Genomic DNA, 15,966 nt, shown 5'->3' with positions numbered 1-15,966 from the left:
GCCGCGTCGGTCAGCTCGGCAGGGCGTCCAGCGCTTTCTGCAGGCGGCCGATCGACGAGCCGACACCCAGCTCCGTCGCCAGTTCCGCGGTGCGCCGCGGATGGGCGGCGACCAACGGTAATTCGTCGCTGGCCGTCGAGAACGTGACCGGCGCGTCGGTGGCCACCCGCACCACCTTGCCGGCAGCCTCGATGTAGTCGAGCGCCCCCAGCAGTTTCGTGCGGATGCCCTTGGCCATCTTCGACTTCGGGTCGTGGGCGGCGGCCAGGATCCCCTCCAGCGAACCGTGCTGGGCCAGCAGCGTCGCCGCGGTCTTCTCCCCGACACCCGGCACCCCGGGCAGGCCATCGGACGGATCGCCGCGCAGCAGCGCGAGTTCGGCGTAGGCGGGGCCGGCGCGATCCACCGGGACGCCATAGTGTTCGGCCACCTCGGCGGGCCCGAACAACGTGGCTTTGCTCAGCCCGCGGCCGAGGTAGAGGACGCGCACCGGGACGGGATCGTCCGACACCACCTGCAGCAGGTCGCGGTCGCCGCTGACCACCACCACCGGGTCCTCGCGTTCCCGCGCGGCCAGGGTGCCCAGCACGTCGTCGGCCTCGTAGCCCTGCGCGCCGGCTGTCGGAATCCCGTACGCGTCAAGGAGTTCGGCGATCATGTCGATCTGGGGCGTCAGGTCGTCGGGGACCTCCTCGACGTCCGGCTCGTCGTCTGGATCCTCCACCGCCACGCGGTGGGCCTTGTAGGACGGGACCAGGTCCACCCGGAACTGGGGACGCCAATCGAGGTCCAGGCAAACGGCCAGCCGGGCGGGCCGCTGCTGGGTGATCACCACGGCCATGGAGTCGATGAATCCCCGAACGGCGTTGACGGGCCGGCCGTCGGGCGCGGTGATCGAGGACGGCACCCCGAAATACGAGCGGAACCACATGCTGGCGCCGTCGAGCAGCACCAGCGGCGATCGGGCGGGCATGCCGGTTATGGTCTCATGTCGCCGCGCGGCGACGCGCGTTCGAGCATTAGCCTGGCTGCCATGGAGTCTGAGCGCTTCGACGCGGCAGTGTATGAACGCCGACTGGTGATCGCCGCCACGGCGGCCGCCGACGCCGGTCTGGCCGGGCTGGTGATCACACCGGGGTATGACCTGCGCTACCTGCTCGGGTCGCGCGCACAAACCCTGGAACGGTTCACCGCGCTGGTGTTGCCCGCCTCGGGCGACCCGACGGTGGTGGTACCGCGCCTCGAGCTGGCCTCGCTCAAGGGGTCGGCCATCGCCGAACTCGGCCTGGCGGTGCGGGATTGGGTCGACGGCGACAATCCCTACGATCTGGTGGGCTCCGCGCTGGGCGGTGCCCCCGCCGCGACGGCCGTCACCGATGCCATGCCGGCGTTGCACCTGCTGCCGCTGGCCAATGTGCTCGGGGTGCTGCCGGTGCTGGCCACCGACGTGTTGCGCACGCTGCGAATGGTCAAGGAGGAATGCGAAGTCGACGCTCTTCGCAAGGCCGGCGCGGCCATCGACCGGGTGCATGCCAGGGTGCCGCAGTTTCTGGTCCCGGGTCGCACCGAGGCCGACGTGGCCGCCGACATCGCGGATGCCATTGTGGCCGAAGGACATTCGGAGGTGGCGTTCATCATCGTCGGATCCGGGCCGCACGGCGCCGACCCACACCACGGGTATTCCGATCGCGAACTGCAGATCGGCGACGTCGTCGTCGTCGACATCGGCGGTGCGTACGAACCGGGTTACAACTCCGACTCCACGCGCACCTATAGCATCGGCGAGCCGGATCCCGAAGTTGCGCAACAGTATTCGGTGCTGCAACGCGCCCAGCGCGCGGCGTTTGACGCGGTGCGTCCCGGGGTGACGGCCGAGCAGGTCGACGCCGCCGCCCGCGACGTGCTGGCCGCCGAAGGGCTCGCCGAGCATTTCGTGCACCGCACCGGGCACGGCATCGGGTTGTCGGTGCACGAAGAGCCCTACATCGTCGCCGGAAACGATCTGCCCCTGGCCGAGGGCATGGCCTTCTCGATCGAGCCGGGCATCTATTTCCCGGGCCGTTGGGGCGCTCGCATCGAGGACATCGTCGTCGTCACCCCCGACGGTGCTCTGGCCGTCAACAACCGGCCGCACGAACTGATCGTGGTTCCGGTGGCCTGACCTACGCGTCACCGGGTCCGCGTAGGTTGGGCCGTGATGTCAATTCTGGATCTGCCGCTGCTTCCGATTCGCATCGCACGCCACGTCGCCGACGCGGTCTTGCATCCCAAAGCACCCGTACCCGCACCGGCGCCGCCCGCCGAGCTGATCGTGGTCGACGGGATGCCCGAGGGTGTGCCGCCGGCGGCGCGGCGCCCCGAGCCCAAGCTGCCCGCGCCGGCGGGGTGGCCGTTCGGCGAGGAGTTCCCGCGCACCTGCGGCGCCGGTCGGCTGGCCGATGGGGCCCTGTTCTGGACCGACTTCCTCTACGACGACCACGGCGCGACGGGTGTGCCGATCGGCGACCTGAAGATTCAGGCGCCGCCACGCGGAACCTACGTCTATCCCGACGGCCCGGCGGCCGGCAACGGCGCCGACATCTTCCGCGTGGCCATCGGGCTCACCGAGACCCACACCTGGTGGCGGATCGACTGGAACACCCTGGTGGACGCGTCGGTGCCGATCGCGCTGTTCACCTTCGACACCGACCCCGCCCGCACGGCGGACGACCAGTGGCCCGCCGGAGCCGGCGTGCGGGCGAAGGGCATCGACACGGCCCTGCTGGTCTCGGGCACCGGCGCCGCGCTGATCGACCTGACCACCCAAGCCAGGACGCCGGTCGAGCACAGCGTCGACATGCAGTCGCGGTCGTTTGTGGCGCAGGTCCCGCGGTCGCTGGCGGAACCCGCGGGCAGCTGGACGGTCCGCCTCGCCGCGGGGCTGGCCAACGCGACGGGGGACGGGTTCGCCGACGTGTCCGCCCTGCATGGTGCGCTGCCCGGCCAACCCAACGTCTACAACGTGGCTTTCCGCACCAACGAGCAGGAGCCGGTGCATCTGAACTTCTGGTCGGATGCCGCCCAGGCCGCCGCCCTGACGCACGGTGACATCTCCGAGTTCGCGCTGACGGTGTCGTGGGCTGCGCTGGCGGCCCGCGAGACCGCGCCCGAGCCGGTGATCACCGGCCCGTCCACCCGGTGGTACGTCTCGTCGGTCGAACTCGGCCAGGGCCTGGAACAGGGTTGGGCCGCCAACGACATCTTGAGCACCAAGCCGCAATTCCTCGGTCGGGTGCAGCCGTATTCGATCAGCCTGCCGTCGAGCTACGCGCCGGGCCGCGCGCTGCCGCTGACGATGCTGCTGCACTCGCTGTCACTCGGGCAGAGCCAGTTCGCCGCGATCGACCCGCACCTGTTGCACCAGGTGTGCGAGAGCCGGGACTCGGCGGTGGTGACGCCGCTGGCCCGGGGGCCGTCCACCTGGTACTTCGACACCGGCGAACTCGACTTCTGGGAAGTATGGGCGCGAGTTGCCGAACAATTGGGCACCGACCCCAATCGCACTGTGATTTCGGGCTATTCGATGGGCGGGTATGCGACATACAAGCTGGGACTGAGCTATCCGCAGGTGTTCTCGCAAGCCGTGGTGCTGGCGGGGCCGCCGACGTGCGGGGTGCGGTTGCTGCCCCACGTCGACATTCCCGCCGACCTTGACCCGCACTCGCCCTGTGCCCGCGAGGGCGACACCTGGAAGCTGCTGGTGAATGCTCGGTGGCTGCCGTACGTCATCGCCCATGGGCTGCTCGACGAACTGGTGCCGTTCGCCTCGGCGGCCGAGCAGGTGTTGGAACTCGACCGGCTGGGTTACCGCCATCGGTTCAGCGTCTACCCGCTCGAGGATCACATCGCCTGGGTCTTTCAGGACAAGTTCGAGGATCCGATCTCCCATATGGGAACCGCTCTGCGCCAAGCCGATCCGGGGCACATCACGTTCGCCTGGTATCCGCAACTGGTGCGCGACGATCTGGGTATCGGGCCGCACCAGGTGTGGTGGTTGTCGGAGCTGGCCGCCGATCCCGAGGTGACAGCGCGACGCGGAGCCGTCGCCGAGGTCGACGCGCGGTCGTACGCGCGCCCGGACCCCACGCACACCGTGCGGCACCATCGCGGCGTCATTCCGGGCTTCGAGCCGACGCCCGGGGTCTACAGCGAGCTGGATTGGCAGGTGGGACGGCCGGTCGGCCCAATGCCGTATGTCACGTTGCGCCTCACCGGAGTTGCCAGCCTTCGGGTCGATCTCGCGCGTGCCGGATTGGCGGCGTTGCCGACGTCGACGATCACGGTGTCCACCGATGTCGCCGCCCGGATCACGCTCGGTGGCGTGGGTGCCGGCGTCGACGTGAAGCTCGATGGTGAGCCGGCCGGGGCGACGCTCGCAGTGTCGCCGGGGCGGCACCGCATCACGTTGACCACCGCAGCGGCTGTTGATCGGTGAATTGTGGCGCTAGGTGATTGTCGCTAGCTTGGCGATTCGATCCCTGGGTGAATAGCGGCGACGGGCGGACCTGAGCGAAAATTCCGCTCGTGGCTCCCTTGGCTGTCGATCCGGAGGCGATGTACGCCGCGGGTAGTGCCGTGGGTGCCACTGGCGGCGGTCTGGCGGCGAGCCTGACGGTGTTGGTGGCAGGTTTTTCGGCCCACACCGGCGTAGATCGCGCCGGCGAGGTGTTCGGCCTGGCGTACCAGGACGCCGCCGAGTCGCTGCTGAAGGCAGTGGCCGCTGTGGTGAATGCGTGCGGGAAATGCGGTGCTCTTATCCAGCAGGGCGCTTCGAACTATTCGAAGGCCGAGGCGGCCTCGACGCTGGGCGGCGGCGACGGCATTTTGGCCGCGCCGTCCCCACCGGCTGAACTCGCCGCTCCCAAACCCCCGGGAACGATGGGGCCCGGAGAGCCGCCACCGACGCTATGGGCGATCGTCGAGTCGCTCGTCCTCGAGTTGTGGCCCGACGGCGATGTGCCGGGCCTGCATGCGGGCGCCTCTCGTTGGCGCGGCTTCGCCGCGGCGGCCAACGGGGTGCAGGCGACTCTCAACGGGGCGAAGACTCTGCTGGATACTCAACACCTTCCTGAGGGCGACAAGATCGATAACGCTCTCAAAGAAATAGGTTCTGCCGCAGCGACTATCGGCGCCCAGTGCGACAAGCTGGCCACTACCATCGACGCGTTTGCGGACAAGGTTGACCACGCTCAGCACGCAATACGGGATCTGTTGCACCGGCTCGGATCTCTAGGCGACCTCGGTCACGACATCATGCTCATCATCGACGGTGACGCGTGGGACGAGATCAAGAAAATCGCCAAGGACATCAACGATGTACTGCACCATCTCGGGCAGGAGGCCCGCGCCTGCGTGCAGGGGATCAGGCTGATCATGAAAGCGGCCGATCGCGAGATTGTCACCTGCGAGAAGTACGCGCGCCGCGGGCTCATCACGTTCCTGGGGGAAGACGTCGGCAATCCGGTGGCGACCGCATTCGAGTTCGGGATAAACGCCCAGGAGGGCGTTCTCAAAGGTGCGGTCAACATGGGGTTAGGCCTGGTCGACCTGAGCCCGCATTGGATCGTCGTCGACCCCCAAGGTGCGGCCGCCACCTGGACCGGCCTGGTGAAAAATGCGTGGAAGGAGAGTTTGTTCAACGCTCCCCTTCATCCCGAGGAATTCGCGCACGCGAGGCTGCAGGAGTTGAAAGGCCTTGTGCATGCCGAGGATTGGACCAGAGATCGGCCCGGATTAGGCGCTGGTGAAGTCGCGTTCGACCTTGGCACGTTGATATCGCCCGGCCTCGGTGAGGCGGGCGTGGCAGGCGACGGCGCGGGCGCGGCCGCACGGGGCGCGGCGGGCGAGGAGGGGGCCGCTGGCGCCGCTGAACGCGCCGGTGGAAAAACGAGCGAAGGGCTTGGCGGCATCGTGGGTGCCCGCGGTGAGCTGACCGGCATTGGCAAGGCGACCGCCGAGCTGCCCCAAAAGCTCGAAGGCGTAACGAAGGATTTGCCGGAAATCAAGCCTCCGGCAAGTGGCACTCCTGTGGCAATGCCACCCGGCAAGCCGATTGAGCCACCGGTCGAGTCGGCCCCACGTCCGGCCGATGGCGCGCCGGGCGCACCACAGGGTTCAACGCCTGCGGCAACATCGCCGGGGCAGGCGGGTCCGGCCGGTGATTCGCCGCCACCAGCCGGTGGCCCGAGTGGTGGTCCGCACCAACCGAATTCGTCGCCGGTCCCTGCTGAGACACCGGGTGGTCCCGTCGGTCCGCACGAGCCTGCGCCCGCTCCCGCTGCGACGGCAGGTGGTCCGGGTAGTCTGCATGACCCGGCGCCTGCGCCGGCTGCGGTCCCTCCGCCGGGTGGGCCGGGGGGTCTGCACGAACCGGCCGCTGAGCCCGCGCCTCCGCCGGCGCCGGCTGCGCCGGGCGCTCCCGGGGGTCCGCACGAGCCGACGTCTGTGCCGTCCGACGGCCCGCGCGAACCCGCCGCAGTGCCGGCGGAGGAGCCGCGCGAGCCGGTGTCCGCGCCTGCCGGTGGCCCGCATGAACCGGTCGCCGAGCCGTCGACTGGACCGCACGAGCCGGCTTCGGCACCAGCGGCCAGTTCGCCCGCTGCTACTCTGCCGACCGCTGCCGGTGAGCGCTTACCATCGTCACTACCGCAACCGATTGACCATTCGCCGCCAGTATCACCCGGCGGATCTCCCAGCGGCGCAGCACCTTTCGAAGGCCACTCACCGGCCCCCGAAGCTCCCGCATCCCCGCACGCCGCGCCCCCGAACGGTTACCCGGCTGAAGTACCAACGCCCGGCGGTGGCTGGCACGGGCCTGGCGACGGCGGCACGCCGGGTGGACATACGCCGGGAGAACCACTGCATGGCGTGAAACCGGATGGAGACGGCGACGGCGGTCCGCCTGGAGATCGGCCAGACGGGAAAGGTCCGGACGGTGACGACTCGTCGGGGCACGATCACCACAGCTCGCCCAGCGGCGAGCGGCAGGATCCCATCCATTCGCACGAGTCGTCCGGAGACGGATGGCATCGGTTGCCGGACGAGGACCTGGACCCCCACTATGGGGAGCCGCTGGACGATCACTGGGATTTCACCGACGACCCAGTGGACCCTTCTAAGATCCAGGGCGATGTAGCCAAGCTCATTCATGATCCCGAAGCGCCGTTCGGTCGCGATCCCGAAGGGCATCCCTATACCGCAGAGCAGTACGCAGAACGATTCAACAGCGTAGGGCCCGAAGGTCAACCTTGGATGAACTTTCCTGGCAACCATGGCGCTGTGCCGCACACGCGAGTCGCTTACACGGATGCCGCGTCCTACATGCGAGATTATGGTTCTCTGCTCGATCGAATCGGCACGACGGATGGCAAGTATTTGGCCGTTATGGAAGACGGCCAGCCGGCTTCATGGGAAGAGCGGGCTCTTCACGTTAATTCCCTTCGCGATCCATACAACGCTTACACGTTCGGGCAGTTACCTGAGGGGTGGAGCATTGAGGTTTCGGAGGTGGGGCCCGGCGTAGGTCAGCCGGGTGGCTCAATTCAAGTTCGCATATTCGACGATGCAGGCGAAGCACGACCCGTTGACGAACTAACACGAATAGGAGTATTGCGACAGTGACGAGCAGCGTGGATCTCACCCCAGATTTGCAAGCCTGGATCCGTCTAGCAGGGCTGGACTCGATCCAAGGCTCGCAGACCCACGATGGACGGACGATCATCTGGAACAAGAGTGGAGAAACGCGCTATTTTATAGACTTGGTTGGTGATTGGTATGTCATTGCTTCTTCCGATCGTATGGCGCCCGAGAGCTTTAGTTTTGGCGGGAAGTCAATGCCCGTAATAGAAAGATATCTTTATGGGGCTTTTGGCGGCTCGGTGCGCGGTAAGGATTTGCCATTACTCCGAGCACCGTTTGAGCGTCACGAATTGCGTCCAGGTTATACGATCGATAACCAGTTTTTTGCCGGTCGAGAACGAAGCACCCTTATCGATCGCTCCGGACACCCGGTAGCGATCGCAGCGATTGACCGGCTGGTGGCGGTATCACATTACTTGGATGCGTCCGTCGATGCCATCAAAGCCTCCTTCGAAGCTGCGGACGGGAAGCCGCTGTTTAATGTGTGGAATAAGATCGAATGACTGGCCCAGGCGGAGGACGATTATTCGAGCGGATAAAGCTAACGAATGGAAAGGCTCGATTCTGCTTGAGCAGACGGAATTCAACCATTGGGAGGATTGCCGCGCCCGAAGTTTCGTTAGGGGAATGCGCCGTATTGAATTGATTAAAGGCATAGAAGTGTCCCAACGCCTTGAGCAGTGGGCCAAATTCGCTGACTACATGCTCACGCCTGGTTCGAGTACGGCCGACGGACGGCCAAGTTTTTGTTCGGCTCTAGGCGAGACCCGGCTCTTCATCGGAAGACGACCAGACGGCTGGTTAGTGATTACTGATTCCGACCGAATGGAATCCGAAAACTTCGTTCTGGCAGCTTCATCCATCGAAACAATCGAGAAGTACTTGTTCGGAAGGTTCGGCATGTATATCCGCAGCGCGAGGGGTCTGCCTCGAGTTGGCGTGCCAGTCGTTGCTAACGGAATAGGTTCCGAATTCAGAGTCGAAACACGCGACTATGAAGGTGTCGAGCGCTTTGCACTAATTGCTTCTGACGGCTCAACGCTAGCTATCGGTAGCGCTGACAAAGTAACTGCTACAGCAGAACTTAAGAAACTCGCCCTCTATATGACGGCAACGATTGACCAAATTGAAGCCTCGGTTGTCGATTCGGACGGAAAGCCTCTCTTCGAACGTCGATAATGTTGAATCGAACGTCGTAGACCGAGCCTGCGGCAGAACCTACTCGCCCCGGTCCAAAAGACCCGACGACCCGAGCACCCGCTCGATCTGAACCTCGATGACCACGCGTCGCGGGTTGGGGCGCGGCGTGCGATAGCGCTGGGCGTATCGCAGCTCGGCGTCGCGCACCGCGTCGGCGTCGTTGTTGACCTTAGACCGGCCCTCCAGGGACAGCCACCGCGCGCCGTCCACCTGGCTGAGCACGGCCAGTCCGCCACGATCGGCGTTGACGGCCTTCTGCGAACCCCCGGTGGTGATGACCCGCGCGATGTGGGTCTTGGGATCGAAGGTGAATCCCACCGCCACGACGTGCGGCGAATTGTCGGCTCGCAGCGTGGTCAGCATGGCCAAATGCCGTTCCGACAGGAACGCCAACGCGTCGTCGGTAAGCCGGGTAGTGGTATTCGCCATCACCGCCCACGCTAGCGCAGGTCATAATCGCAGCCGTGGACGACACGGGCGCAGGTCCAGTACTAATCCTGGGCGGCCGCAGCGAGATCGGGATCGAACTGGCGCAGCTGCTGGCGCCGGGCGCGACGGTCGTGCTGGCCGCCCGGCGCGCCGATCAACTCGCTGACCAGGTCGACGCGGTCAAACTCGCCGGCGCGACGGCGGTCGCCACCCGAGAATTCGACGCCGACGACCTGGCCTCGCACGGCCCGCTGATCGCCTCCGTCATCGCCGAGCACGGTCCCATCGGTACCGCGGTGTTGGCGTTCGGAATCCTGGGCGACCAGGCCCGCGCCGAAATCGACGCCGCGCACGCGGTGGCCGTCGTGCACACCGACTACCTCGCCCAAGTCAGCCTGCTCACTCACCTGGCCACCGCCATGCGCACGGCCGGCCAAGGCCGGTTGGTGGTGTTCTCCTCGATCGCCGGCGCACGCGTGCGCCGCGCCAACTACGTCTACGGCTCGGCCAAGGCCGGCCTGGACGGGTTCGCCAGCGGTTTGGCCGACGCGCTGCACGGCACCGGGGTGCGGCTGCTGATCGCGCGGCCGGGATTCGTCATCGGGCGCATGACGGAGGGCATGACCTCCGCACCGCTGCCGAGCACACCGGCGCAGGTGGCCGCCGCGACCGCGCGTGCGCTGGCGAAGGGCCGCCGCACAGTGTGGATTCCGTGGGCGCTGGGGCCGGCGGCGGCCGTGATGCGCCTGCTGCCGCAGTTCGTGTGGCGCAGGATGCCCCGATGATCCGCGCCGCCGACGATGCAAAGCGAAGCGATGAGGAGCGGCACTCATGATCATCGTGGTCGGCATCGGCGCCGACGGCATGGCCGGACTCAGCGAATCGTCGCGCACCGAACTAACAAGGGCTGCAACAGTTTACGGCTCCAAGCGGCAACTCGACCTGCTCGACGACACGGTGCGTGCGGTGCGACGGCAATGGCCGTCGCCGATGCTGCCCGCGCTGCAAGCCTTGCTCGACGGGCACACGGGCGACGTCCACGTAGTGGCCAGCGGTGATCCGCTGCTGCACGGCATCGGCGGCACCCTGATCCGCCTGCACGGCCGCGACCACGTCAGGGTGCTGCCGCACGTGTCCTCGGTGACGCTGGCGTGCGCGCGGATGGGCTGGAACGTCCACGACACCGAGGTGATCAGTCTGGTCACCGCGCCGCCGCGCACCGCGGTGCGCCGCGGCGGCCAGGCAATCGTGCTGTCGCAAAACCACTCCACCCCAAACGCACTCGCCGCACTGCTCACCGCACACGGCCGCGGCGACTCCGAATTCACCGTCCTCGAACGCCTCGGCGGCCCGCACGAGCACCGCCGCGACACCACCGCCCGCGACTGGGGCGGCGACGGTGACCTCGACGACCTCAACGTGATCGCCGTGCGTTACCTGCCCGACGACCGCGTCTCACCCCTGCCCGACGACGCGTTCACCCACGACGGGCAGATCACCAAGCAGGGAATCCGCGCGGTGACGCTGGCAGCCCTGGCGCCGCGGCCGGGGGAGCGGTTGTGGGACGTCGGCGCCGGCTCCGGCAGCATCAGCGTCGAGTGGTGCCTGAGTGGGCGCGGTTGCAGCGCAGTGGTATTCGAGTGCGACGAGCGGCGTCGGCACAATCTCGAACTCAATGCCGAGGCCTTCGGCGTCGACATCGAGGTGCGTGGTGAGGCCCCCGACGCGTTCGTCGGCGCCGAGCCGCCGTCGGCGATCTTCATCGGCGGCGGGCTGACTCAGCCCGGTCTGCTCGACGCATGCCTGGACCACCTGCCCGCCGGCGGCCGGCTCGTCGTCAATGTGGTCACCACCGAATCGGAAGCCGTTCTGGTGCACGCACATCAACGCCTGGGGGGCCACCTGCGACGCTTCCAGCACTATCACGGCGAGCCGCTGGGCGCCTTCACCGGCTGGCGCCCGCAGTATCCGGTCACCCAGTGGGTGGTGACCAAGTGACCGTGTATTTCATCGGGGCCGGGCCGGGCGCCGCCGACCTCATCACCGTGCGCGGCGAACGGCTCCTGCGCTCCTGCCCGGTGTGCCTGTACGCCGGGTCGATCATGCCCGACGACCTGCTCGCGCTGTGCCCGCCCGACGCGAAAGTTGTTGACACCGGCCCACTGACGCTGGAGCAGATCATCGCCGAGCTCGCGGAGGCGCACGCCGCGGGCCACGATGTGGCGCGGCTGCATTCCGGTGACCCGTCGCTGTACAGCGCGCTGGCCGAGCAGTGCCGCCGGCTCGACGCCCTGGGCATCGGCTACGAAATCGTGCCCGGCGTACCGGCTTTCGCCGCCGCCGCGGCCGCGCTGAAGCGTGAGCTCACCGTTCCCGGGGTGGCGCAGACGGTGACTCTGACCCGGGTGGCGACCCTGTCGACGGCCATGCCGCCCGGCGAAGACCTGAAAACGCTGTCCCAGTCCGGTGCGACCCTGGTCCTGCATCTGGCCGCCGCCCAAATCGACGCCATCGTTCCGCAACTGCTCGAAGGCGGCTACCGCGCCGAAACACCCGCAGCCGTCGTGGCTTTCGCCAGCTGGCCTCAGCAGGTGGTGCTGCGCGGCAGGCTCTCCGACATCGGCGAAGAGATGCACCGTGCCGGCATCACCAAGACGGCCGTCATCGTCGTCGGTGATGCGCTGACCGCCGGGGGATTCACCGATAGCTACCTGTACTCGTCCGGACGGTCGCGGGGGAGCCGGCACTGATGCGGGTCCTGCTGCTCGGCGGCACGGGCGAGGCGCGCGCATTGGCGAAAGAGTTGCACCCGCGCATCGACATCGTCAGCTCCCTGGCCGGCCGGGTGCCCGACCCGGCCCTGCCGGTCGGTCCCGTGCGCATCGGGGGCTTCGGTGGCGTCGACGGGTTACGGCGCTGGCTGCACGACGAACGCATCGACGCTGTCGTCGACGCCACCCACCCGTTCGCGGCCACCATGACGGCACATGCCGCCGCCGCTTGCGCCGAATCGCGGATTCCTCATCTGATCCTGGCGCGCCCCGCCTGGGATCCGGGCACCGCTGTCGTCGTCGAATCCGACGCCGAGGCCGCTGAAGCCGTTGCGCGGCAAGGCTATTCGAGGGTGTTCCTCACCACCGGGCGCTCGGGTGTGCGGGCCTTCGCCGCCAGCGACGCATGGTTTCTGATCCGGGCGGTCACCGAACCCGATCCATCCAGTCTGCCCCGTCGGCACCGGGTGCTGCTCTCCCGTGGACCGTATGGCTACGACGACGAAGTCGCGCTGCTGCGTGACCATGGCATAGACGCGCTGGTTACCAAGAACAGCGGCGGGGACATGACCCGCGCGAAACTGGATGCCGCAGCGGCGCTCAACGTTGCGGTGGTGATGGTGGCGCGCCCGCCGCTACCGCCCGGCGTGTTGACCGTCGGCTCGGTGGCCGAGGCCGCCGAATGGGTTGGCGCGCTAGCCGGTTAGGTGGCCGCGCTCGCCATCGGCCAGCAGCGCGTCGCGGGCCCGCGCCACGCGGGAGCGGATGGTGCCCACCGGGCAGCCGCATACCGCGGCGGCATCGGCGTAGGGCAGGCCGAGCAGTTGGGTGAGCAAAAGCGCTTCCCGCTGTTCGGCGTTGAGGTTGGCGATCATCGTCGTCACCTCGACCAAGTCCTCGAACCCGCGGGCGTGCCGGTCCCCGCGCACCACATGCTCGGGATCGGTGCCCAGGGCGGCACGGGGCCGCGCCTGGAGGTGGCGAATGTGGTCGGCGACCACGCGGCGCGCGATCGAGAGCAGCCAGGTCCGGGCGCTCGAACGCCCGGAGAACCGCTCGATGGCCCCGATGGCGCGCAGGAACGTCTCCTGAGTCAGGTCGTCGGCGCTGCCCGCATCCGACAGGTAGGCGACGAACCGCCACACGTCTTGCTGGGTGGCTTTGATGAACGCCTCGAGCGCTCGCGCGTTTCCGCGCGCGGCTGACAACGCGAGCTCCGTTACGGCCTCGTCATCGCTCGGCGCGATCATGCCCAACCACCTTTGTTGTGCGAGTTTTCCGATTCTACGACGGCCCGTCGTAGACGACGCGGTGGGGTGGAGGGCCGCATGGTTGATGGGCCGCAGATGCCCCCGTCGCCGACCACCGGGTGAGTCCGCCGCCCAGGCGGCAAACTCGGCGTCGTCCGACGCATCCGAGCCGCGCCGCCGGTGCGAACCCACCCGCTCCCGCGCCACCAGCAACGCGAACGCCAAGCCCAACAGCGGCGGCATGTGGCTGGCGATGCGGGTGGCGGTCACCTCGCCGTCGAAGGCGTCGACGATGACATAACCCAGCAGCGCAACGGAATAGACACCGGTGATGGCGGCCACCCCCGAGGCCGAGGCGGGCCAGACACCGGCCGCGATCATCGCCAGACCCAACGCCAGCAGCCAGGCCGTGGACTCGTGCATCAGGTGCTCACCGGACATCGCGCCGTGCATATGACCGGCCACCATGCCGAAATCGATCCCGCTGATTTGGGCGGCGGCGATCGCCACCTGGAACAGGCCGACGGCGATCAGACCCCAGCGCCGGTAGTGCGACCGCAGCCACCGCATCCGGGCCTGATGGCCGGTGGCCTGTTCGCCGATGCTTGCCATGATCTTGTCGACCAGGTCGGGTCCCTCGCCGGGCGTCACCGACGCCAGCCGGCGCGTCTGCACCGCCGCCCCGATCAACCACGAGCGGCAGCTGCGGCACGATTCGAGATGGGCATCGACTTGCTGCGCGAGCACCTGGGGACGCTCGCCGTCCAATCGAGCCGACAGCGCTTCGCGCGCAATCTCACACCGCATCCCTGCATCGTTGCGCATGGCCCGGCCCCGCGCAAAGACTCGCCCCATTTGGCCCCCGAACGAAATCGGGGGGAACTAAACGGCGCCGACAACCGACCTCTGGTCGTACGCATCGCCAGCCCACCCACGAGATGCACCGAAGAGGTATTCGTGTTCTTGCCTGAAGGCCCCCGACGATGACCGCCCCGATCTGGATCGCGTTTCCGCCCGAAGTGCACTCGACGCTGCTCAGCAGCGGCCCCGGCCCCGCGCCGCTGTTGGCCGCCGCCACGGCATGGTCGACGCTGAGCACCGACTACGCGACCGCGGCGGCCGAGCTCAGCGGAGTTTTGGGCGCGGCGCAGGCGGGTTCGTGGGAAGGCCCGAGCGCGGACCAGTACGTGGCGGCACACGCCCCCTACCAGGCCTGGCTGCTGGAGAGCGCGGCCAAGAGCACCACGGCCGCGGCCCTGCACGAGACCGCGGCCACCGCCTACACCACCGCGCTGGCCGCCATGCCGACGCTGGGCGAGCTCGCGGCCAACCACGCGGTGCACGGTGCGCTGGTCGCCACGAACTTCTTCGGAATCAACACCATTCCGATCGCGGTCAACGAGGCCGACTACGCGCGCATGTGGGTGCAGGCCGCCACCACGATGACCACCTATCAGGCCGTCAGCGAATCCGCGCTGGCGGCGGTCCCGGCGACGACGCCCGCGCCGACGATCGTCGTACCGGGCGCCGAGGCCGGCACCGCCGGCGTCGAGGCGGTGCAGGCGGCCGCCGTGGCGCCGGCCGCGGCTTCGGGCTCCAACCTCAACAACGCCGACACCTCGAGCGCCCAGCAGCAGGCCACGACGCAGACCTACCCGTCGTGGATGGACCAGCTCACCCAATGGCTGCAGCAGTACACCCAGAACTTCGCGTGGCCGGTGTCCAAGGACCTCAACCCCGGTGGGTGGCCCTTCCCGCCGGCGCCGTGGGTCAACAGCCTCGCCTCGTTCTTCGGGCAGTTGGGGCTGTCGCCGGCGCTGTCGAGCGCGCTGGGCTGGGCCATCTTCCACACCCTGATGATCTTCTGGCCGTTCATTCAGCTCGCGATCCAGATGGCGGTGGTGCTGGCGCCGGTCGTCGTGGCCGCGATCGGCGCGGCCGCGGCGGGCGGGGCGGCCGCGGCGGTCACCGCGATCAGCGTCGCCCTCCCGCTCGCGACGCCCGCGCCCTTGCCGGCGGTCGCCGCGGCGCCCGCACCGGTGGTGGCCCCGACCCCGACGATCGCCACCGCGCCCGCGAGCGTGAGCCACGTGCCCACACCGTCCACCGCGCCCGCGACGACCGTCGCCGGATCGGCGGGCGGCGGACCGGTCGGTGGCGGGCCCGGCGTCGGCTTCGGTCCCACGGCGACCGACGGAATCGGGGCGAACGCATTTAATGCCCTTTACGCCGTGGGGCTTTCGGGTCTGTCGGCGCGCGGCAGCGCGAGCAGCCGGTCCCGGCGCAAGTCCGAGGAACCGTCGTCCGACGACCTCGACGCGCCCGCCGCCGCGGCCGCGGGCGCCGCGGCCAAGAAGAAGGCGCGGGCCCGCCGGCGCCGCGGCGGCACCGCCACCGAGCGCGCCTACCGCTACGAATTCATGGACGCCGACGACGCGACGACTCCGGCCGGTGACGCCGAAGACCCGTACGCCGCGCGTCCCTCCGAGGAGAGTGCGGGACCGCTCGGATTCGCCGGTGCCGCAGCCAAATCCGATGCGGCGCAAGCCACCGGGTTGGCGACGCTGACCCGCGACGGGTTGAGCGAGGGCCCCACGGTGCCGATGATGCCGAGCACCTGGGACCGCGACTAAACGGCC

The 15,966-nt window shown here is 68.2% G+C and carries 13 protein-coding genes and 1 pseudogene; 10 read left to right on the top strand and 4 right to left on the bottom strand.

Features of this window, described 5'->3' with window-relative positions; all coding sequences use genetic code 11:
* Positions 1-10: 10 nt before the first annotated feature.
* Entirely contained in the window at positions 11-973 is a 963-nt protein-coding gene (locus AC5Y5B_RS22445) for a 5'-3' exonuclease (protein ID WP_500006666.1), read from the bottom strand.
* Between the two features lie 60 nt (positions 974-1,033).
* Between AC5Y5B_RS22445 and AC5Y5B_RS22440 the strand changes: the two genes are divergently transcribed.
* The 5 genes from AC5Y5B_RS22440 to AC5Y5B_RS22420 all read left to right on the top strand — a co-directional run bounded on the left by AC5Y5B_RS22440 (position 1,034) and on the right by AC5Y5B_RS22420 (position 8,856).
* Positions 1,034-2,161 carry a M24 family metallopeptidase gene (locus tag AC5Y5B_RS22440; RefSeq protein WP_500006664.1) on the top strand — a complete coding sequence of 376 codons (1,128 nt, stop codon included), beginning with the start codon at positions 1,034-1,036 and terminating at the stop codon, positions 2,159-2,161.
* A gap of 36 nt (positions 2,162-2,197) precedes the next feature.
* Positions 2,198-4,474: an alpha/beta hydrolase-fold protein gene (locus AC5Y5B_RS22435; protein ID WP_500006662.1), complete on the top strand. Its 2,277-nt coding sequence runs from the start codon at positions 2,198-2,200 to the stop codon at positions 4,472-4,474.
* A gap of 89 nt (positions 4,475-4,563) precedes the next feature.
* Entirely contained in the window at positions 4,564-7,659 is a 3,096-nt protein-coding gene (locus AC5Y5B_RS22430) for a glycohydrolase toxin TNT-related protein (RefSeq protein WP_500006660.1), read from the top strand.
* On the top strand, positions 7,656-8,180 hold the full coding sequence (locus tag AC5Y5B_RS22425; protein WP_500006658.1) for a TNT antitoxin family protein: 525 nt from the start codon (positions 7,656-7,658) through the stop codon (positions 8,178-8,180). Before AC5Y5B_RS22430 ends, AC5Y5B_RS22425 begins: the two co-directional genes overlap by 4 nt.
* Positions 8,181-8,304: 124 nt before the next feature.
* Positions 8,305-8,856 (top strand): TNT antitoxin family protein, encoded by a 552-nt coding sequence (locus AC5Y5B_RS22420; RefSeq protein WP_500006656.1) that lies wholly within the window; start codon positions 8,305-8,307, stop codon positions 8,854-8,856.
* A gap of 39 nt (positions 8,857-8,895) precedes the next feature.
* Here the strand turns inward: AC5Y5B_RS22420 and AC5Y5B_RS22415 are convergent, their stop codons facing one another.
* A complete protein-coding gene (locus AC5Y5B_RS22415) occupies positions 8,896-9,306 on the bottom strand; it encodes a F420-dependent biliverdin reductase (RefSeq protein WP_112634554.1) in 411 nt (136 codons plus the stop codon).
* A gap of 35 nt (positions 9,307-9,341) precedes the next feature.
* Between AC5Y5B_RS22415 and AC5Y5B_RS22410 the strand changes: the two genes are divergently transcribed.
* Genes AC5Y5B_RS22410 through AC5Y5B_RS22395 form a run of 4 tightly spaced genes read left to right on the top strand, consistent with a single transcriptional unit; the run spans position 9,342 to position 12,784 of the window.
* Positions 9,342-10,091, top strand: coding sequence for an SDR family NAD(P)-dependent oxidoreductase (locus AC5Y5B_RS22410; protein WP_500006653.1), 750 nt, complete (start codon positions 9,342-9,344; stop codon positions 10,089-10,091).
* 46 nt (positions 10,092-10,137) lie between these two features.
* Positions 10,138-11,304 (top strand): precorrin-6y C5,15-methyltransferase (decarboxylating) subunit CbiE, encoded by a 1,167-nt coding sequence (cbiE, locus tag AC5Y5B_RS22405; RefSeq protein WP_112634556.1) that lies wholly within the window; start codon positions 10,138-10,140, stop codon positions 11,302-11,304.
* Positions 11,301-12,056: a precorrin-4 C(11)-methyltransferase gene (cobM, locus tag AC5Y5B_RS22400; RefSeq protein WP_500006650.1), complete on the top strand. Its 756-nt coding sequence runs from the start codon at positions 11,301-11,303 to the stop codon at positions 12,054-12,056. Before cbiE ends, cobM begins: the two co-directional genes overlap by 4 nt.
* A complete protein-coding gene (locus AC5Y5B_RS22395; RefSeq protein ID WP_500006647.1) occupies positions 12,056-12,784 on the top strand; it encodes a cobalt-precorrin-6A reductase in 729 nt (242 codons plus the stop codon). The genes cobM and AC5Y5B_RS22395 overlap by 1 nt, the downstream gene beginning before the upstream one ends.
* On the opposite strand, the gene sigC is transcribed toward AC5Y5B_RS22395, so the two are convergent.
* Entirely contained in the window at positions 12,773-13,327 is a 555-nt protein-coding gene (gene sigC / locus AC5Y5B_RS22390; RefSeq protein WP_240631829.1) for an RNA polymerase sigma factor SigC, read from the bottom strand. The genes AC5Y5B_RS22395 and sigC overlap by 12 nt on opposite strands.
* A 114-nt stretch (positions 13,328-13,441) precedes the next feature.
* Positions 13,442-14,134 (bottom strand): annotated as a pseudogene (locus AC5Y5B_RS22385) (DUF2275 domain-containing protein); the annotation flags it as partial.
* A gap of 176 nt (positions 14,135-14,310) precedes the next feature.
* On the opposite strand from AC5Y5B_RS22385, the gene AC5Y5B_RS22380 reads away from it, so the two are divergent.
* Positions 14,311-15,960, top strand: coding sequence for a PPE domain-containing protein (locus tag AC5Y5B_RS22380; protein WP_289176292.1), 1,650 nt, complete (start codon positions 14,311-14,313; stop codon positions 15,958-15,960).
* Positions 15,961-15,966 lie beyond the last annotated feature (6 nt).

The organism is Mycobacterium sp. NGS33, from assembly GCF_059812885.1.
The sequence above is the reverse complement of the archived record's forward strand: the minus strand, read 5'-3'. Positions and strand labels throughout refer to the sequence as shown.